The following is a 20,068-nucleotide window of genomic DNA, read 5'->3' as shown; positions in this document are numbered from 1 at the left end:
CAAGGAATGAGGGCCGGATCGGGCAGCCCCTAAAAAGAGTTGCGGGCCCCGATGCCGAGACCCGCTTTTGGTACACTAGATTCAAGCAATCAGTGAATTGTCTCAACCTTGTGGAAGTCCAGATCACGGTCTTCCGGCATAGCGTCGATACTCATCACCTCTTTGCGTTTGGTGACAAGGATATAAACCACGCAAGCCAGGTAGAGACCGACTACGACGGCTCCGATCCACTGGATTTGCAACCACTGACTCTGGAATAGCAGGGTCAGGACAAACAGCAGCGCGACGTTGCCAGCGACATAGGTCGCCTTGCCAAACCGTTCGGCGGTCATGTTCAGGTTGTCCGTATAGAGCCTAATCAGCGAGTCCAGCGAATTGACCACAAAGGTCACACCCACGATTACCATCGCGATATTGGTGATGCCTGCGGTGCTGATACCGTTCAGGTGGTAATAGTAAAGAACTATGAACCAGATCCCCAGTGGGATCGACGGGAAGATCAACAGCGCCGCCAGCAACTGCCACGTGGTCAGACCACCCACAAAGCGCGACGTAAACTGTCCGATCATGATCGACCATGCGAACCACCAGAACAGGTAGAACGCGTGATAGTCGGTCAATGGCAGGACGAACTTGTGCAGGTTGGCGAAATAGGCGCCGATATTGCTGCCGGTTTCCACGAACCCGGTCACGCCCATACCTGCGGCTGCCCACATGCCCAGAATCAGGGCAAGGAACAAAAAAGTCGAACCGACGGACAGGATGCGAACGTATTTCAGATCGGTCGAGGAATAGGCCGCCGCCAGAATAACGACAAACACGATGACGTAGAAGGTGGTAACGACAGATTCGCCATCTCCGACCTCTGGCAGGTAGCCAGGCAGGTAGATCAGGAACAGGCTGGCGGTAAAGGCGCAGGTGCCGATGATGACGACGTTGTTGATCAGCTTGACCAGCGGAATCTCAAAGAAGTTCACGCGGGGTTCGATCACGCAGAAATAGAAGGCTGTCAGGAAGTAAAACGCCCAGATCAGAAATCCCCAGAAACCGAACTCGATCGCCAGTGGATTGGCAAAGGCATAGGCCGGATCTTCGGCATAGCCACCAAATTCTGTCAGCGGGAACATGATCAGGCCAACATCCAGACCGGACGTAAACAGGATCGCGATGAATGTGAAAAGGTGAACAGGTGTCACGCCAACGCAGCGCAGGTTCCACCATTTCACGACGAAGAACGCGACCAAGCCCAATGCCAGCAGGACGCCAAAAGATAGAATGTACTCCAGAAGCACCGACAACCCTCCCTTGATATGTCAGATCCCGGAGCCGATAACTTTAATTGTTCAGTCAATCAATAAAAACATCCTCGTGACTTTCGTTGCATCACGGATGTGTCTTTTTTAACGCGCAGCGCTTGCGACCCATCACAAAATCGGGGACAGTCCGCGCAAAGTGACAGGGGGTCTCCATGGATCTGCGCGCCATAGCCATGGGGCTGACATTTGCCCTGATCTGGTCGTCTGCCTTTACCTCGGCGCGGATCATCGTGGCAGACGCCTCTCCTTTGTTTTCGCTAGCCCTGCGGTTTTTGATCTCAGGGGTTTTGGGGGTTCTGATTGCCCGGGCGATGGGGCAAAGCTGGCACCTAACCCGGAACCAGTGGCGGGCGACAATTCTTTTCGGTATCTGCCAAAATGCCCTGTATTTGGGTCTGAATTTTTACGCGATGCAAACGGTCGAGGCTTCGGTTGCGGCGATTATCGCGTCCACAATGCCCTTGCTGGTGGCGCTGGCAGGGTGGCTTATTTTTGGCGAGAAACTGCGCCCTCTCGGAGTTTTGGGGTTGTTTGCTGGATTCACCGGCGTCGCCCTGATCATGAGCAGCCGGATCAGTGCTGGTGTCGACATGTTCGGCGTCGCACTATGCGGCATCGGAGCTTTGGCGCTGACCTTTGCCACCCTCGCGGTTCGCGGCGCGACTTCGGGCGGTAACTTCATGATGGTCGTGGGTCTGCAGATGCTTGTAGGCTCAGCGACGTTGTTCGTGGCCGCGCCGATCTTTGAGACCATTTACATCCACCCGACGCTGCCACTGGCATTGGCGTTCACCTACACAACCCTGTTTCCTGGGCTGCTGGCCACGCTGATCTGGTTCCTTCTTCTGGATCGCATCGGCGCGATCCGCGCAGCCACGTTCCACTTTTTGAACCCGGTATTCGGTGTCACGATAGCGGCCATATTGCTGGGCGAGAAACTGGGCGCGATGGATGCAATTGGCGTTACAGTCACGACACTGGGTATTCTTGCTGTTCAACTGTCACGCCAACCTGCCGGCAAAACGACTTCGGCCTAACACAAGGGCCTATCTGTTTGCGTCAGACCGACCGCACGTCTGTGAGAGCTGTTTGAAATATCGCTTTGCTTTCTAGTCGGCAGCCCCCAGATAATGGCACAACCGTCAAATCAGCCGGAGGATCCATGACACGTTACACCAAAGACCCCACGGTTATTGCGGCACTTTCGCCCGAAGAATTTCACGTCACCCAACGCAACGGCACCGAACGACCGGGGACAGGCAAGTATTTGGAGAACAAGGAACCGGGTATCTACGTGGACATCGTGTCAGGCGAACCGCTGTTTGCTTCGACCCACAAATACGAATCCGGATGTGGCTGGCCCAGCTTTACCAAGCCGATCATCCATGAGCATGTGGAAGAGTTTCGCGACACGACACATGGTATGATCCGGACCGAGGTTCGATCGAAACACGGCGACAGCCATCTGGGGCATGTCTTCCCCGACGGCCCACGAGAACATGGCGGCCTGCGGTATTGCATTAACTCGGCCTCGCTCAGGTTCATCCATCGGGATGAGATGGAGGCTGAAGGTTACGCCGAATTCCTGATCCACGTGGAGGAAATCCAATGACTGAACAACGTGCTGTACTGGCCGGAGGCTGTTTTTGGGGTATGCAGGACCTGATCCGCAGGCGGCTAGGCGTCTTGCGGACCCGGGTGGGCTACACCGGAGGCGATGTGCCCAACGCCACCTATCGCAACCACGGCACCCACGCCGAAGGGATCGAAATCTGGTTTGACCCATCGCTGATCAGTTACCGCGACCTGCTGGAATTTTTCTTCCAGATTCACGACCCGACCACTGTCAATCGGCAGGGCAACGACCGAGGAATGAGCTATCGTTCAGCGATTTACCACGTCGACGAAGCCCAAAGAGCAACCGCCCTGGATACTATCGCAGACGTGAATGCCAGCGGCTTGTGGCCGGGAAAAGTCGTAACCGAAGTCGAACCCGTCGGCGATTTCTGGGAGGCCGAACCCGAGCACCAGGATTATCTTGAGCGCATCCCGAACGGATATACCTGCCACTTCCCACGCCAGGACTGGGTTCTTCCCAAACGCGCCAGCGCCGCAGAATAATGCACCACCTGCCCGGCCCCTCTGAACAAGTCAGAGGGGCTAGCCCGCCGCAACCCGCGGTCGCCCGCTAGCCTCGACCGTGATCATTGCCTCGACAAACACATCATTGGCTTCGACCCGCGCTGTTTTGATGTCGCGATCCACGATCACGCGGATATCTTCTGCACCAGCTTCGCGCACCGCGCCTTCAGCTTCCGACCTCAGAACATTTTCCAGCAAAGCCAGCGCATCTTCTGATGCGGAAAAATCCTTGGGCCCGCCCTCGAGATGTACACGATACCGCCCTTCGGCAGGACTTGTCACCGTGCCCGATCGCCGTAAGGTCACCTGCCCCACGACGGCGCCAATCGCATTGGCTACACCCGCATGTTCTGGCAGGATCATTCGGCAGTGAAGCCGTTCACCGACCGCCGGGTAATAGCTGACGGCTGACGCCCCAAGCCCCACAACATCAACGTTCAAGGCTGCAGTCAGCGACAACAAACCGCGATGCTGCGCCAATCCGCGCTGTGTCAGGATATGCCGCGCCAGCTCCTGTGACGGCAGCCCGAAACTGTCCGGTTCCTCATCAAAAGCAGCCTCTAACAAGGTCAAACTGGTCTGTTTTGTCAACTGGTCCACGATCATCTGCGCCAGCGCTTCAGGGGAGTTTGCCAACATATCCCCGGACCCGACCCGTTTGCGCGCGACCAGTTCAAGAGCCTTACGGGCGGCATCCGCATCCCAGGCATCCACCCGCCCCAGTACATGGCTGGCATCCGACGGTGTCACGCCCGAGATCTGAACGATCCCGCGATCCACCAACCGGGTCAATGCGCCGCTTTCCATTCGGGACCGAAGCAAAGAACCAATCGGCAGAACCTGATCTCCCAACCGCTCTAGCAGGGCTTCTTCGCGTACATCTATACCGTCGTCATGTATTCCCGGCACGCGACGGGCAAAGCGCGTATCGTGCTCACCCACCGTCGTGGCCCGCAATTGCTCGTCCAGAATGGCATGAACGATCTCGGGCGCTTCCGAAGCGATCAAGGATACCGGAAGAACGCGGCGCGGCCCCAGAAACACACCGCCCTGCAATCCCTCGGTCACGACATGCACCTGACTATCACCTCCAAGGCCATGGGTGCGCATCGCAACGGCCTCGACCATTGTGCGGAACCCGCCTACTTGTGCCCCGGCCGAGTCGATCGCGGGCTTGCCGTCACGGATCAACGCCACGTCAGTTGTCGTACCGCCAATATCCGACACCAACGCATTCTCTGCGCCGGTCAACCAGCGCGCGCCTACAATTGACGCGGCAGGTCCGCTCAGGATCGTTTCAATGGGGCGTTCACGCGCCTGTTCAGCACTCATCAACGCCCCATCACCGCGCACGACCATCATCGGGGCCATTATCCCCAACTCGCGCAGCCGGTCCTGCGCCCGCCCGATCAAACGGTCGATCATCCCGATCAGCCGTGCATTCAACACGGCCGTCACGGCGCGTTTCGGCCCGTTCAGCTTTGCCGACAAGTGATGCGAACATGTGACCGGAGCCCCGGTTCTTTCCAAAACGATCCGTGCGGCTTCCAGTTCATGCGCGGGATTTCGTGTGGCAAACTGAGCGGCTATGGCAAAGCCTGAAATGCCCTTATGAGAGCCTAAAAATTGCTCCAGCGCTGCAATATCCAATGGCGCAGCTTCGCTGCCTGAATGGGAATGCCCACCAGACATAACCAGGGCCGGGTCCCCTTTTAACGCGTCCTTCAAACCGTGCTTTTCAAGGTCGCTGTCTTTGAATCCGATATAGATCAACGCAACGCGCCCGCCCTGCCCTTCGACCAAGGCATTGGTCGCCAATGTCGTGGACAAAGAGGCCATTGAAATCTGATCCGGCGCAACTTTTGCCTGCTCCAGAACGGCAGAAATCGCCTTGCCTACACCAATTGCCAGATCCGCGCGTGTGGTCAAGGACTTGGCTGAGGCTATCACCTCTTTTTCATCCCGGACCAGTACCGCATCGGTATAGGTTCCACCCGTATCCACCCCCAAAGCCAGCGCCATCGGGTTCTCCTTACTGTTCGCTGCAGATTGGTGTAGCGATTGGGGCCGACACGTCCAGCCTGTTTGCGGCAATTATAAAAGTTGTTCCACCGCCCAGCGCGCTGCGTCGGCTACGGTTTCATCCGGGTCATCTGTCAAACTCTGGGCCGCAGCCCTCAAATTCGGGTGCCCCGAGTTTCCAATGGCGTAAAGCACGTTGCGCACAAACCGGTCGCGCCCAATCCGTTTGATGGGTGAGCCAGAGAACTTCGCTCGGAAAGAAGTATCATCAAGCGTCACCAGCTCTTCCAGCGCAGGCGCCGCCAGATCTTTGCGCGCGGCATAGCGTATGTCACTTGCGGCAACCGCAAACTTGTTCCACGGGCAAGCCGCCAGGCAATCGTCACAGCCGTAGATTCGATTGCCCAGCTTTCCGCGGAGTTCGGGCTCCACAGGGCCTTTATGTTCAATGGTCAGATAGGAAATGCACCGCCGTGCATCTAATTGATACGGGCCCGGAAAGGCGTCCGTGGGGCAGCTGTCCAAACAGGCCCGACAAGACCCGCAGCGATCAATCTCAGCAGGATCTGCGGGTATATCCAAAGTTGAAAAAACAGAGCCTATGAAGGCCCAATTACCCCATTCTCGGCTGACGAGGTTTGTGTGTTTCCCCTGCCAACCCAACCCGGCAGCCTGCCCCAAGGCTTTCTCCGGCACGGGTGCAGTGTCAACAAACACCTTAACCTCGCCGCCCGCCACGGCAATCAGCCACCGCGCCAGGCGCTTCAGTCGCTTCTTGACCAGATCATGATAGTCTTTGTTCTGCGCATAGACAGAAATCGCCCCGTGGCCGTGTTGCTGCAAGACGTCTGTCGGATCATGTTCCGGCGTGTAACTCTCTGCCAGCATGATCACTGATCGCGCCTCGGGCCAAAGGGCCGCAGGATCACCGCGCCAATGCGTCCGCTCCGCCATCCACCCCATCTGCCCATGATACCCGGCGTCCAGGAATGCGGCCAGACGCTCGGGAACCTTTGGAACATCCCACGGGCGGCAGACACGGCACGCAACAAACCCCTCTGCAAGGGCCTGCTGAACCAGCTTTTCCTTCAAATCCGATCCGCTCTTCATCTGGCCAAAAATATCCTCGGGGGGAATCGCGCATCTGCGCGATGGGGGGCAGACAGCCCCCCTGGCGTACCCTATCAGAAATCCAGATCAGCGTAATGGGGCGGCGGCCGGAACCCTGGCACCTGATCCGCCAGAATGGACCGAAATGCCGGTCGAGACTTGATCTTGGCATACCAGTCCTTGACCACCTGGCTGCGGTTCCAGTCCACGTCCGAGATGTAATCCAGCGAAGACAGGTGCGCCGCCGCCGCGAAATCAGCCAGTGTCATCTGGTCACCGGCCAACCACCGGCGGTGATCCAGCAGCCATGCCATATAATCCATGTGGTACTTGATCGCTTTGGCACCCAGCTTGACATTCTTGCTGTCCGGATAGCCTTGACCCGTCACTTTTTTGTTTACCCGTTCGTACAGCAGCTTCGACGTCACCTCTTGGTGGAATTTGTCGTCAAACCAGCCGACAAGGCGCCGCACTTCGTATCGGGCTTCGGGGCTTTTTGGCATTAATGGCGGTTCGGGACGTGTTTCCTCGATATATTCGCAGATCGCCGCGCTTTCCGACATCATTTGCCCGTCCAGACGCAATACTGGTACTTTGCCCGCAGGGTTTCGGCGCAAAAAGTCGGGGTCTTGCTCCCAGTATCGCTCTTCGACAAGCTCAACCTCGATCTTCTTTTCCGCCAGGGACAGCCGAACCTTGCGGCAATACGGAGAGAGGGGAACATGAAACAGACGCGCCATGGGCTTCCAATCGAACCAGTGAGTACCCGACAGATTTAGCCTTTGCAGGCGATGGGTTTCAATCCTCGAAACAATCTGCGCGACCATCTGCGCGGATGGTGGCCGCCCCATCCAGAATAGATGCCGCCCGCCTGCGCGTTCGCGCCGTCGGGTCAGTGACCGATCTGTTGCGCGGTGACGGCAGAATGGCGGCAATCCGCGCCGCCTGAACCGAGGTAAGTTTTGAAGCACTGGTGTTGAAATACCTTTGCGCGGCAGCCTCGACCCCAAAAACACCATTCCCGGTTTCAGCAACGTTCAGATAGACCTCGAGAATTCGCTGCTTGCTCCAGAAAATTTCGACCACAGGAGTGATCGAAGTTTCCAGCGCCTTGCGTATCCAACTGCGCCCTTGCCAAAGAAATACGTTCTTTACCACTTGCTGTGTAATGGTCGAGGCGCCGCGATTTCCGCCGTCCTCAAGCGCATCGCGAATGGCCTCTACGTCAAATCCCCAGTGCAGGCAGAAATTTGCATCCTCTGCCGCCACGACCGAACGCGCCATGATCGGGGTCATTTCTTCGATCGGCACCCATTCGCGCTCAACCTTTCCCAATCGACGCCATTCCGACCAGATCGTATGTGTTACAGGTGGGTTCACAACCGAATACAACAGGATTATCGCAAGCAAAGCTCCGGCAGTTGCCGCAACCACACGAGTCAGCCAACGGCGAATCTGGCGCACCGTTGGTGATTTCCTATTGGATGCCTTGTTTTTCTTACCGCTTGATTTGCGGGCTGCTTTCTTCGCCATACCTCAGCTATACGACGCGCGGTCCGGGTTTGAAACGGCCTAAATCGCGAAGGCACGCGCTTCGCGCGGGTGAACAACCGGGCGTGCGGTTTCCACCGACATCGGATCATGACCTGCCAACTCAGGGAACAAGTGCAAGACCTCGCTCTGCGTTTCGCGGTCCGAGGCCGACAACGCATGCCCCGGATAGTAGCTTTCGCTTTTGCCACCATTGGCAATGACGATCTCGTGCTGCTTGAACAAAAGGTGGAAATACTCCACCTCGCCACCTTCCACCCGGGTCACCGATTTTCCATTGACCAGAGCATGTGCGGGAATCAGCGCTTCAGCGTGCCCGGACAGGTACGAGGCCCGCCAGTCTTCAACCAGCATCCGATGCTGAGGCGAAACAAGCAGCGGACGATCCAGGTCGAACACCCCGGCCTCAAACCGGATTGGGGCCAGCTTTCCTACGGCCGCCACCACTGTACGCCCAACCCAGATCAAAGGCTGGGGGCCATGATCCACTGTGGTGACCAGATCACCGACTTTAAGATCTTCTACCGCACGTTCGCCTTCCGGGGTCGCTATCATGGTGCCCGGCGTGAAACAGGGCGGACCCAGATTGCCGACATTCAGCGGCCCCTGTGTGTTGACGAAGGTGGCTGAAACAAATGTTCCCGGCTGCAGGACCTGACCGTCTGTCGGTGTGAATACCCGAGATCCGTCAGCCAGATAAAACGTGGTGCCTGTATAGGTTACGTTCCCGACGCCCGCCACGTTGATGGTAACAGTGTCCCCTGGCCAGGAATTCGTGACGTCCTGACCGTTGACGGTGTCACCACTTGGCGCATCGATTTCGTTGTCATCATCAGCATCGACTAAAGTGAAACTGCTAACAGCGACTGCCGTTCCCGCAGGCGGCGGGTTTGCTGGATCGAAAGTATAAAACTGATCCTGATACGGTGTTGGCATCCGGTTGCCCCTGTCTGCTTATCATCTGGTGCCTAGTTCGGCCCATGATTGTCGCCTGAGTGTGAAGAAAGATTGGCGATTTTCGGATAAACGGGCAAGACCTGCACTGAAACGTCGTTAACATACGAACCCCGCGTGGTGCAAATGACACGCGGGGCCTTGAGAGACAAAAGGTTTCGGCTTATTCCGCCGGAACTGCTTTGGCTTCAACACTCAGCGGGTGGCTGAGTTTGTTCAGCATTTCCTTTGGGCAAACCTGCAGGAAGTTGCCTTTTTCCACATCCCAATGCTGAAGAATATCAGCAGCCTTGCGGCTTTGCGATTCAGCAGCATGGCGCATGATGAGCGTTTTCAATTGCTCTTCCCAGTGGTCCACAGTGACCGGGCAAGTGACCAGCGTTTCCCTGTTCATCAGCGCCTCGGCCTTGCCTTCGGGATCATACAGATAGGCCATTCCGCCTGTCATGCCTGCACCAAAGTTGGCTCCGATCGCTCCAAGGATAACGGCGACACCGCCGGTCATGTATTCACACCCGTTGGAACCGCACCCCTCGACAACAACCTTGGCGCCAGAGTTCCGGACCGCGAACCGTTCACCGGCGCGACCGGCCGCGAACAGGTACCCGTCGGTGGCCCCATAAAGAACCGTATTGCCAATGATCGTATTGTCATCTGCTTTCAGCGGGCTGACCTGTGGTGGGCGTACGACGATCATGCCGCCGGACAGGCCCTTACCAACATAGTCATTGGCATCGCCCGACACTTCCAACTTCAGACCCGGGGCCGCAAAAGCTCCCAGAGATTGCCCGGCCGAGCCTTGCAGCTTCACATGCAGATGGTCGTCCTGAAAGGTGTTCCGCATCCCGAAATTCTGCACAATATGACTGGACACACGGGTTCCAACGGTCCGGTGTGTGTTCTGCACCGCATAAGACAGTTGCATCTTTTCACCATCCTTCAGGAACCGGGCAGCATCGCGAACGATTTCGGCGTCCAGCGTATCCGGCACCGCGTTGCGCTCTTTGTCGCGGTTGTAGATGATGTTATGTGCCCCATCGACAGTGATCAGCAGCGGGTTCAGATCGAGATCATCCAGATGAGCGGACCCACGGCTGACCTGAGCCAGCAGATCGGCCCGACCGATGATTTCATCAATCGAACGCGCGCCGAGACTGGCCAGCAGCTCGCGCACTTCCTGCGCGTAGAAGGTGATCAGATTGACGACCTTATCCGCATTGCCGGTGAATTTGGCGCGCAGGGATTCATCCTGCGTGCACACGCCCACCGGGCAAGTGTTCGACTGACACTGACGCACCATGATACAGCCCATTGCGATCAGCGCGGCGGTACCGATGCCGTATTCCTCGGCCCCCATCATCGCGGCCATGACAATGTCGCGCCCGGTGCGCAGGCCACCATCGGTCCGCAGGGTGACGCGATCCCGCAGGTTGTTCATTGCCAGAACCTGATGCGCCTCGGTCAGACCCATCTCCCACGGCAGACCGGCATATTTGATCGAGGTCGCAGGCGACGCGCCTGTACCGCCATTGTGACCCGAAATAAGGATAATATCCGCTTTCGCCTTGGCCACACCGGCAGCAATCGTGCCGACGCCCGAGGACGCAACCAGCTTGACCGTCACCTTGCAGCGCGGGTTGATCTGCTTCAGGTCGTAGATCAGCTGCGCCAGATCCTCGATCGAATAGATATCGTGGTGCGGCGGCGGCGAGATCAGAGTCACGCCCTTGGTCGAATGGCGCAGGCGCGCGATCAGGTCGGTGACCTTCATGCCCGGCAACTGACCACCTTCGCCGGGTTTTGCACCCTGAGCGACCTTGATCTCAAGCTCCTCACACTGGTTGAGGTATTCAGCGGTCACGCCAAACCGGCCTGAAGCCACCTGTTTGATCTTGGCCGAAGGGTTGTCGCCATTGGGCTCCGGCACGAAATGAGCCGGATCTTCGCCACCTTCGCCGCTATCGGATTTCGCACCGATCCGGTTCATCGCCACGTTCAGTGTCTTATGCGCTTCGGGCGACAATGCGCCCAGCGACATACCTGGTGTGACAAAGCGTTTGCGGATCGAGGTGATCGATTCCACCTCTTCGATCGGCACCGGCTTGCCCAGTGGTTTGAAATCCATCAGATCGCGCAGATGAATTGGCGGGTTCGACTGCATCTTGGCCGAATACTGCTTCCACAACTCATACGAGGCCTTGTTGCAGGCCATCTGCATCATGTGCATCGAGGTCGCTTCCCACGCGTGGGTCTCGCCCGATTTCCGCGCCTTGTAGAAACCACCGATGGGCAGCACATCCAGACCGCTGCTCCAGCCCTTGCCATGGATTTCCTCGGCCTTGGCCTGAATACCTTTGATGCCTATGCCCGAGATACGGCTGGTCATACCGGGGAAATACTCGGCCACCATGGCACGGCTGAGGCCAACGGCCTCAAAGTTCAGACCACCGCGATAAGACGAAATGACCGAGATGCCCATCTTGGCCATGATCTTCAGCAAGCCCTGATCGATCGCCTCGCGATAGCGCGCGACGTTCTCTGTCAGGGTTCCGTCCAACAAACCGCGGTCGATACGGTCAGCCAAAGAATCCTCGGCCAGATAGGCGTTCACCACAGTCGCGCCACAGCCGATCAGAACGGCAAAGTAATGCGGATCCACACATTCAGCCGAACGGACGTTCAATGAACAGAAGGTCCGCAAACCCTGACGTGTCAAATGAGAATGCACAGCGCTGGTCGCGAGGATCATTGGTATCGCAATCCGATCCTCGCCCGACCGCATATCAGACAAGACGATATGCCCGGCACCGGATCGCACCGCCTCTTCGGATTCGGCTCTGATACGGGTCAAAGCCGCGCTTAATGCGCCTTGACCAGCCTCGAAGGTACAGTCGATTTCCGCCAGCGGCGCATCAAAGTTCTCAACCAGCTTGTCCCATTGCGCGTTACCGACAAAGGGGCTTTCCAGAACCACGATCTCGGTCTGGCTGCTGTCTTCATCCAGCACGTTCTTGAGGTTGGCAAACCGGGTTTTCAGCGACATCACGCGGTATTCACGCAAGCTGTCGATCGGCGGGTTGGTCACCTGGCTGAAGTTCTGACGGAAGAAATGGCTGAGCGGGCGGTATTGTTTTGACAAAACAGCCGAGGGCGTATCATCACCCATCGATGCCAAGGCTTCCTTGCCGTCTTCCGCCATCGGAGCAAGGATTTGTTCCAGCTCTTCCACCGAGTATCCCGCAGCAATCTGGCGCTTTCGCAACTCGCCACCCGCAAAGATCGGCGCTTCGGCCACACCCGCAAGCGTTTCGTCCAGATCGTTTATCTTGCCAACCCATTCGCCAAATGGCAGCGCGCGGGCCAGTTTGTTCTTGATTTGGGTATCGCGGTACAGCTTGCCCTTTTTCATGTCGACCGCCAGCATCTGACCCGGCCCCAACGCGCCTTTTTCGGTCACGGTAGCTTCGTTGATCGGCACCATTCCGGCCTCGGATCCTGCGATGACAAGGCCATCGCCAGTCACAACGTACCGCATGGGGCGCAGCCCATTCCGGTCCAGGCCGGCGCAGACCCAGCGCCCATCCGTCATCGCCAGCGCGGCCGGGCCATCCCATGGCTCCATCACCGAGTTGCAGTAGGAATACATGTCGCGCCACGCTTGCGGAAGTTCGACCGCCTGCTTGGACCAGCTTTCCGGAACCAGCATGGTTTTCGCCATCGGGGCCGACCGTCCTGCGCGAACCAGCACTTCGAAAACCGAGTCTAATGCGGCAGAATCTGACGAACCACCTGCGATGATTGGCTTGATATCTTCTGCATAGTCACCAAAGGTTCCGCTGGCCATCCGGATCTCATGGCTTTTCATCCAGTTGACGTTGCCCTTGAGGGTGTTGATCTCGCCGTTGTGGGCCAGCATGCGGAATGGCTGCGCCAGCCACCATTGCGGAAACGTGTTGGTCGAATAACGCTGGTGGTAAATCGCGAATGCCGATTCAAAGCGTTCGTCCATGAGATCGGGATAGAATACAGCGACCTGTTCGGCCAGCATCATACCCTTGTAGATGATCGACCGGCAGGACAGCGACGCAAGATAAAGACCTGAAATGCCCGACGCCAAGGCCGCTTTTTCGATGCGGCGGCGGATGACATAGAGCTCGCGCTCGAAAGTTTCTTCGTCCACACCTTTGGAGTTCGAGATCAGGATCTGCTCAATCTCGGGTCGGGTTGCATTGGCCTTTTCCCCAAGGCAAGTCACATCGACCGGCACGTGTCGCCAGCCATAGATGTAGTAACCCATACGCAGAACTTCGCTTTCGACGATGGTCCGGCACCGCTCCTGCGCGCCGAAATCGGTGCGGGGCAGGAAAACCTGACCAACAGCAATCAGTTCATTCAGCTTTGGTTCATGACCCGTGCGGCGAACCTGATCATAGAAGAAGGGAACCGGAATCTGCACATGGATGCCCGCGCCATCGCCGGTCTTGCCATCCGCGTCCACGGCTCCACGATGCCAGATCGCTTTCAGGGCATCGATCCCGGCATCCACCACCTTGCGCGACCGTTTGCCATCCACGGACACAACAAGGCCCACACCGCACGAAGAATGCTCTTCTGCCTCGGAATAGAGACCATTTTCGGCCATCCACTTGCGTTTTGCTTCTTCTGCCCGCACCCAATCGGCATCATATTTGGTCATTGGCTGTCTCCTTCGTCAGAGGGGGAATACATGGCTTCGACCTCGGCTTTGGTCATTTGCCGACGTTCACCTGCGAACGCGTATCCCTCGGGCTTTTTGTCGATATAAAGTTCAAGTTTCAGCGGGTTACCTGTCGCATTTTCAAACAGGCCAGCCGCCATTTGTGTCTGTCCGTGCATCTCACCCGGCAGCGTGATCCGATACCAGAGCGAGGATCCGCAATCGCCGCAAAAAGCACGTTCTGCCCAGTCGGACGAGGTAAATGTCTTGACCGGGCCCAGCGCGGCATAGCCTTCTTTCGCCTGAAAGGTCACCAGCATCGAACTGGTCCACCGACGGCATTGATCACAGTGACACGCCCCCAGAGCATCCCGTACAGGGGTGGCGGTGACTGTGACCGCACCACACATGCATTGGCCTTGAAGTTCCGACATTTCGAACCCTCCTGAAAACTGGGGTTATTCCGCCGCCACGGCAGTTTTGGCGTTGAACCGGTCGATGATCGCGTCAGCGCAGTCGCGCCCGTCACGGATCGCCCATACGACCAGTGAGGCACCGCGCACGATGTCCCCGATCGCGTACACACCTTCCATTTCGGTTTCCCCGGTCTGGAATGCTGCCCTGACCGTTCCCCATCGGGTGACAGGCAAGTCGGGCTGCCCGAACAAGGTGGGCAGGTCTTCAGGTTCAAAACCCAATGCCTTGATCACCAGATCGGCGTCCTCGACATAATCCGCGCCTTCGATCACTTCGGGGGCCTGGCGACCAGATGCATCGGGCTGACCCAGACGCATCTTCTGCACCATCACGCCGGAAACCTTGTCGTCGCCCGTGAATCCCTTCGGTGCACTGAGCCATTCGAATACCACGCCTTCTTCCTCGGCGTTCTGTGTCTCGCGCTGCGAACCCGGCATGTTTGTCCGGTCACGACGGTACAGGCATTTGACCGATGTCGCGCCCTGACGGATCGACGTACGCACACAATCCATCGCGGTGTCACCACCACCGATCACGACAACCTTCTTGCCCTCGGCATTCAGCCGTCCGTTGTCGAAATCCTCAACAGTGTCACCAAAGCTTTTACGGTTTGATGCGGTCAGGAAATCGATTGCCTTCTCGATCCCGGCAAGACCACTGCCCGGCATGGACAGATCCCTCGACTTGTAAACGCCCGTTGCGATGATGATGGCGTCATGCTTTGCGTGAATTTCAGCGAATTTTGCGGCGTCCACGTCGCAGTTCAATACGAACTCGACACCGCCGTCCGCCAACAGGTCGTTACGCCGCTGGACGACTTCTTTTTCCAGCTTGAAGCCCGGAATGCCATACATCAGCAGACCACCCGCACGGTCGTAGCGGTCATAGACCGTGACCTGAACACCGGCCCGACGCAGCATGTCCGCCGCGGCAAGACCACCCGGCCCGCCACCGATAATGCCGACGCTTTCACGGCGCTCTGTCGCAGGGACCACTGGTTTGACCCAGCCTTTGTCCCACGCCGTGTCGGTAATGTACTTTTCGATCGTGCCGATGGTGACCGTTCCGTGGCCGGATTGTTCGATCACGCAATTTCCTTCGCACAAACGGTCTTGCGGGCAGATGCGGCCGCAAATCTCGGGGAAGGTGTTTGTCGCCTGGCTGGTTTCGTAAGCCTCTTCCAGCCGTCCGGTTGCAGTCAGCCGCAACCAGTCGGGAATGTTGTTATGCAGCGGGCAGTGCGATTGACAGTAGGGCACACCGCATTGACTGCAACGGCTGGCCTGTTCTGCTGCTTTCTCGGCAGCGAACTCGGCATAAATTTCGTTAAAGTCTTCTCTGCGGTCATTGGCGGCACGCTTTTCCGGCATGACGCGGTCGATCTGCACAAATTTCAGCATCGGTTGCTTGGCCACGGGTCAGACTCCATGAATTGGCTTGGTTGGATTTCTTTATGCGATGCGCAAACGGATGAAAAGTCATATATGCTGACCTATTGTGAGAATTTTCCACCCGCTCACTCGAAATCTGTGAATTCTTAAAGGAATTTTAGGTACGATTCGGACCTATATGAAGACTTTCCTTTTCCCCACCACCCTTATAGCCATACACCACATAAAAAACGTGGCGGCAGCACGGCAGGGCAGATGAGTCTTTTCCACCTGATTCTCGTGGCAATCATTCAGGGAATAACTGAGTTTTTGCCCATTTCGTCTTCGGGTCACCTGATCCTGCTGCCGAACTTGTCGGGCCTTCAGGATCAGGGTCAGGCCATAGACATCGCGGTGCACGTGGGAACCCTTGGAGCGGTCGTTCTGTATTTCTGGGCGGATGTGAAGCAGGCTCTTGCCGGGGTGCCGCGCGCCCTGACCGGCCGGACAGATACGCCGCAGGCCCGTTTGGCTCTTGGTCTGATCATTGCGACACTTCCAACCGTGATTGCAGGTCTGATTCTGCATCTGACCGGGTTAAGCGAGGCCATGCGTTCGATCGCTGTAATCGGGTGGACGATGCTGGGCTTTGGCCTGCTGCTTTATTGGATTGACCAGAAAGGCCCCCAAAAGAAAGAGGCGTCTGATTGGGGTATTCGCGATGCTTTCGTCATGGGGCTGTGGCAGGTTCTTGCGCTGATCCCCGGAACATCGCGGTCCGGGATCACCATTACAGGGGCACGTCAATTGGGCTATACCAGAGAAGACGGCGCGCGGATTGCCATGCTGATGTCAATCCCAACCATTCTGGCCTCTGGCACACTGCTTGCACTGGATGTGATACGCGACGCTGATGCGCGACTGGCCCGGGATGGGGCCATTGCCGCGGCATTTGCTTTTGTCTCAGCACTATTGGCGCTTAGCCTTATGATGCGACTGCTGCGCAGTGTCAGCTTTACGCCCTATGTGATCTACCGCGTCATTCTGGGCGCAGCATTGTTGTTCATGGCCTACAGCTGATCAGATACGCAGGTTTTTCGCAGAGTTCTGAATGTCATCATACTGCCCCGACGGGCGGAACTTCCACAGATATTCCGGCAGCACCGATTCCAGAGTGGTCGGCGCAATGCCTAGGTCCGCAAAGGACTTGGCCCCGTCAGATACCACGTTGTCATGACGCAGATTCCTGACTTGATCGCGGGTCAAAATGTTGTTCGGGAACAGCTGGAAGCTGACGAATTTTGCGATATCCAGCACACCCGCCATAATCCGGGCAGCAAAAAACGGCAGGCCGACAATGATGCGCCGCCGGTGGACAACTTCAAGCATCTGCTGCATCAGGGCGCGGAAGGTTTTCACTTCCGGTCCGCCAAGCTCGTACACGCCCGGCTCAGCCTGCCCCAGAATGCCTTTGACCGCTGCCTGGGCCACGTCATCCACGTAAACGGGCTGGAATTTGGTCTCGGCACCAACCACCGGCAGAAACGGACCCATGCGGGTCATCCCGGCGAAACGGTTGAAGAACTGATCCTCGGTTCCGAAGATAACCGAGGGGCGCAGGATCATGGCATTGGGCATATGCTTCAAAACACCTGCTTCGCCTTGCGCTTTGCTTTGAGAGTACTCGCTGGCTGAACCTGCATCTGCACCAATCGCCGAGATGTGAACCATCCGTTCGATACCCTGCTCGGCTGCAAGCCGCGCGATACGTTCGGCTCCTTCGGCCTGAACTGCATCAAACGCGTTCTTGCCCAGTTCGTTCAGCACGCCCACACAGTTCACCACGACATCGGCGCTCTGCATCGCCAGCGCGACCGAGGCGTCATCGCGGATATTGCACAGCACAGGCTCAACCTGTCCGACGGCGCCGTAGGGTTTCACGAACATGGCTTCGTTCGGGCGTCGTACAGCCACCCGCACACGCCACCCCTCACTCGCCATGCGCCGCGCGATGTAGCGGCCGACAAATCCCGATCCGCCATAAATCGTCACCAGTTTCGACATGAGAGGGCTCCTGCTGAGAAATTGCGCCCTAGAACTAACGCCCGCAGGCCAGCCAAACAAGGCACTAATTCGCCGCGCCGGTCATGAAATATTCAGGCCAAATTCTCAGTTCGAAAACCGAATTCAAAAAACTTTCAAAATTCATTCAGAATCCGGTTGACGCCCCCCGCCAGTCAGCTTAAACGCCGCTCCACGACACCTGCCCAGGTGGCGGAATTGGTAGACGCGCTAGCTTCAGGTGCTAGTGTCCGTATGGACGTGGAGGTTCGAGTCCTCTCCTGGGCACCAAAACTCCCAAACAAAATTGTCCGTTTAAAAGGTACTTAGTACTCGTATCGGAAACGCACTGCATCCAGCCGTCTTTCCAGCGCCGTACCTATGAAGATCGGTGCAACAAAATACGGATAACGCAGCGCCGGAATTACGCGCGCTTTTCACCGATCGAGGCCACGCCCAGAACATCCAAAACCCTGGCTTCGATCTGCTCGGCATTCATACCTGCAACGGCATACATATCTGCAGGGCTGGCCTGATCGATGAAAATATCAGGCAAGACCATCGAGCGGTATTTCAGACCCCGGTCAAAAACACCTTCATCCGCCAGAAGCTGTGCCACATGGCTGCCAAACCCGCCAACAGCGCCTTCTTCGATGGTGATCAACGCCTCATGATCCGCAGCCAGGTCCAGGATCAGGTCGCGATCCAGCGGCTTGGCAAAGCGGGCGTCGGCTATGGTTGGGTTAATGCCTTTGGCGGTCAGAGACTCGGCTGCTTTCTGAACTTCAGCCAGCCGCGTGCCAAAAGACAAAAGTGCGACGCGCGCGCCTTTTCGGATCATGCGGCCTTTGCCGATCTCCAGTACCTCACCGTGTTCGGGCAAGTCCACTCCAACACCTTCACCGCGCGGATAGCGGAAGGCAATCGGCCCTTCATTATGCGCGACAGCGGTTGCCACCATGTGCAACAATTCCGCCTCATCCGCGGCGGCCATGACGACCATGCCCGGCAGATTGGCCAAATAGGCAATATCGAACGACCCGGCATGGGTGGCACCGTCAGCCCCCACCAAACCTGCGCGATCGATGGCAAACCGAACGGGCAAGCGCTGGATTGCAACGTCATGTACAACCTGATCGTATCCCCGCTGCAGAAAGGTCGAATACATCGCGCAGAATGGCTTCATCCCGCCTGCGGCCAGCGCGGCGGAAAAGGTCACGCCGTGCTGCTCGGCAATTGCCACATCGAAACAGCGTGACGGGTACCGTTCGGCAAACAGGCCCAACCCGGTACCATCTGGCATCGCGGCAGTCACCGCAACGATCTTGTCATCGCGCGCGGCCGCATCCACCAGAGCCTTGCCAAAGACAGACGTGTAAGAAGGCGCGTTTGAAGGGGCCTTTTTCTGCTCGCCCGTAACCACATCGAATTTGGCTGTCGCGTGGCCTTTGTCGCGGGCCTGTTCGGCTGGTGCGTACCCTTTGCCCTTCTTGGTCAAGACGTGGATCAGGATCGGCCCGGTTGCCCGCGCCTTGACGGTGCGCAGAACCGGCAACAGCTGATCCAGGTCATGCCCATCAATAGGCCCGAGATAGGAAAACCCGAGCTCTTCAAACAGCGTTCCGCCCACGGCCATGCCCTTGAGCATTTCCTTAGCGCGTTTGGCCCCTTCGCGGAACGGTTCGGGCAAAAGTGAAACAGCGCCCTTTGCGGCGGCTTTCAGATCGTGGAATGGCGCCTCGGCGTAGATTCGGGACAGATAGCTGGACAGGGCACCAACAGGGGGGGCGATGCTCATTTCATTGTCATTCAGAATGACGATCAGGCGTTTCTTCAGGTGACCGGCATTGTTCATCGCCTCAAAGGCCATGCCTGCGGACATCGATCCATCACCGATCACGGCAATGGCGTCGCCCAACCCTTCAGGGGTTACACCGCCCAGATCACGCGCCACGGCAAAACCCAGTGCAGCACTGATCGAGGTGCTGGAATGCGCGGCGCCAAACGGGTCATAGGGGCTTTCACTTCGTTTGGTGAAACCGCTCAGGCCATCTTTCATGCGCAGCGTGCGGATGCGGTCGCGCCGTTCGGTCAGGATTTTGTGCGGATAGCACTGATGGCCCACATCCCAGATGATCTTGTCGCGCGGCGTGTCGAAAACAGCGTGCAGCGCGGTTGTCAGTTCCACAACACCCAGACCCGCGCCCAGATGCCCGCCGGTCACAGAAACCGCCGAAATCGTCTCGGCCCGCAATTCCTGCGCAACCTGATGCAGCTGCGCGTCCGAGAACCGCTTCAGATCGGCGGGGCGGTTCACAAGGTCCAGCAGGGGCGTTTTGGGGCGGTCAGACATTTGGCGCGTTCCTGGC

General features: G+C 57.5%; 15 protein-coding genes and 1 tRNA gene. 5 read left to right on the top strand and 11 right to left on the bottom strand.

The window, feature by feature from the left end; all coding sequences use genetic code 11:
- Positions 1-89 precede the first annotated feature (89 nt).
- On the bottom strand, positions 90-1,286 hold the full coding sequence (locus ACR0AP_RS12175; RefSeq protein ID WP_480506951.1) for a BCCT family transporter: 1,197 nt from the start codon (positions 1,284-1,286) through the stop codon (positions 90-92).
- Between the two features lie 182 nt (positions 1,287-1,468).
- Here ACR0AP_RS12175 and ACR0AP_RS12170 point away from each other — a divergent pair, with 182 nt between their 5' ends.
- From ACR0AP_RS12170 to msrA, 3 genes are all read left to right on the top strand, one after another.
- Positions 1,469-2,353: a DMT family transporter gene (locus ACR0AP_RS12170; protein ID WP_209506999.1), complete on the top strand. Its 885-nt coding sequence runs from the start codon at positions 1,469-1,471 to the stop codon at positions 2,351-2,353.
- A gap of 125 nt (positions 2,354-2,478) precedes the next feature.
- Complete coding sequence (gene msrB / locus ACR0AP_RS12165; RefSeq protein WP_209506998.1) at positions 2,479-2,928, top strand: peptide-methionine (R)-S-oxide reductase MsrB; 450 nt, start codon at positions 2,479-2,481, stop codon at positions 2,926-2,928.
- Positions 2,925-3,437: a peptide-methionine (S)-S-oxide reductase MsrA gene (gene msrA, locus ACR0AP_RS12160; RefSeq protein WP_480506939.1), complete on the top strand. Its 513-nt coding sequence runs from the start codon at positions 2,925-2,927 to the stop codon at positions 3,435-3,437. The genes msrB and msrA overlap by 4 nt, the downstream gene beginning before the upstream one ends.
- A gap of 39 nt (positions 3,438-3,476) precedes the next feature.
- On the opposite strand, the gene ACR0AP_RS12155 is transcribed toward msrA, so the two are convergent.
- The 8 genes from ACR0AP_RS12155 to ACR0AP_RS12120 form a co-directional block, all read right to left on the bottom strand.
- Positions 3,477-5,480, bottom strand: coding sequence for a hydantoinase/oxoprolinase family protein (locus ACR0AP_RS12155; protein ID WP_480506938.1), 2,004 nt, complete (start codon positions 5,478-5,480; stop codon positions 3,477-3,479).
- Between the two features lie 72 nt (positions 5,481-5,552).
- Positions 5,553-6,590: a tRNA epoxyqueuosine(34) reductase QueG gene (gene queG, locus ACR0AP_RS12150; RefSeq protein WP_480506937.1), complete on the bottom strand. Its 1,038-nt coding sequence runs from the start codon at positions 6,588-6,590 to the stop codon at positions 5,553-5,555.
- A gap of 74 nt (positions 6,591-6,664) precedes the next feature.
- Complete coding sequence (gene fzlA, locus ACR0AP_RS12145) at positions 6,665-7,330, bottom strand: FtsZ-binding protein FzlA (protein ID WP_480506936.1); 666 nt, start codon at positions 7,328-7,330, stop codon at positions 6,665-6,667.
- 58 nt (positions 7,331-7,388) lie between these two features.
- On the bottom strand, positions 7,389-8,123 hold the full coding sequence (mtgA, locus tag ACR0AP_RS12140) for a monofunctional biosynthetic peptidoglycan transglycosylase (protein WP_480506935.1): 735 nt from the start codon (positions 8,121-8,123) through the stop codon (positions 7,389-7,391).
- A gap of 39 nt (positions 8,124-8,162) precedes the next feature.
- A complete protein-coding gene (locus tag ACR0AP_RS12135; protein WP_480506934.1) occupies positions 8,163-9,077 on the bottom strand; it encodes a Hint domain-containing protein in 915 nt (304 codons plus the stop codon).
- Positions 9,078-9,258: 181 nt separating this feature from the next.
- Positions 9,259-13,791, bottom strand: a complete 4,533-nt coding sequence (gltB, locus tag ACR0AP_RS12130; protein ID WP_480506933.1) for a glutamate synthase large subunit — start codon at positions 13,789-13,791, stop codon at positions 9,259-9,261.
- Positions 13,788-14,225: a GFA family protein gene (locus ACR0AP_RS12125; protein WP_480506932.1), complete on the bottom strand. Its 438-nt coding sequence runs from the start codon at positions 14,223-14,225 to the stop codon at positions 13,788-13,790. The genes gltB and ACR0AP_RS12125 overlap by 4 nt, the downstream gene beginning before the upstream one ends.
- Positions 14,226-14,249: 24 nt before the next feature.
- Complete coding sequence (locus ACR0AP_RS12120; RefSeq protein WP_480506931.1) at positions 14,250-15,683, bottom strand: NAD(P)-dependent oxidoreductase; 1,434 nt, start codon at positions 15,681-15,683, stop codon at positions 14,250-14,252.
- 231 nt (positions 15,684-15,914) lie between these two features.
- Between ACR0AP_RS12120 and ACR0AP_RS12115 the strand changes: the two genes are divergently transcribed.
- Positions 15,915-16,718, top strand: coding sequence for an undecaprenyl-diphosphate phosphatase (locus tag ACR0AP_RS12115; RefSeq protein WP_480506930.1), 804 nt, complete (start codon positions 15,915-15,917; stop codon positions 16,716-16,718).
- Here ACR0AP_RS12115 and ACR0AP_RS12110 read toward each other — a convergent pair whose 3' ends face one another.
- Positions 16,719-17,702 (bottom strand): complex I NDUFA9 subunit family protein, encoded by a 984-nt coding sequence (locus ACR0AP_RS12110; RefSeq protein ID WP_480506929.1) that lies wholly within the window; start codon positions 17,700-17,702, stop codon positions 16,719-16,721.
- Between the two features lie 201 nt (positions 17,703-17,903).
- Between ACR0AP_RS12110 and ACR0AP_RS12105 the strand changes: the two genes are divergently transcribed.
- Positions 17,904-17,990: transfer RNA gene (locus ACR0AP_RS12105), tRNA-Leu, on the top strand.
- Positions 17,991-18,123: 133 nt separating this feature from the next.
- On the opposite strand, the gene dxs is transcribed toward ACR0AP_RS12105, so the two are convergent.
- Positions 18,124-20,052, bottom strand: coding sequence for a 1-deoxy-D-xylulose-5-phosphate synthase (gene dxs, locus ACR0AP_RS12100; protein ID WP_480506928.1), 1,929 nt, complete (start codon positions 20,050-20,052; stop codon positions 18,124-18,126).
- Between the last annotated feature and the right edge of the window lie 16 nt (positions 20,053-20,068).

It is taken from the genome of Ruegeria sp. AF7, from assembly GCF_056541885.1.
This window is presented reverse-complemented; position numbering and strand designations above follow the sequence as displayed.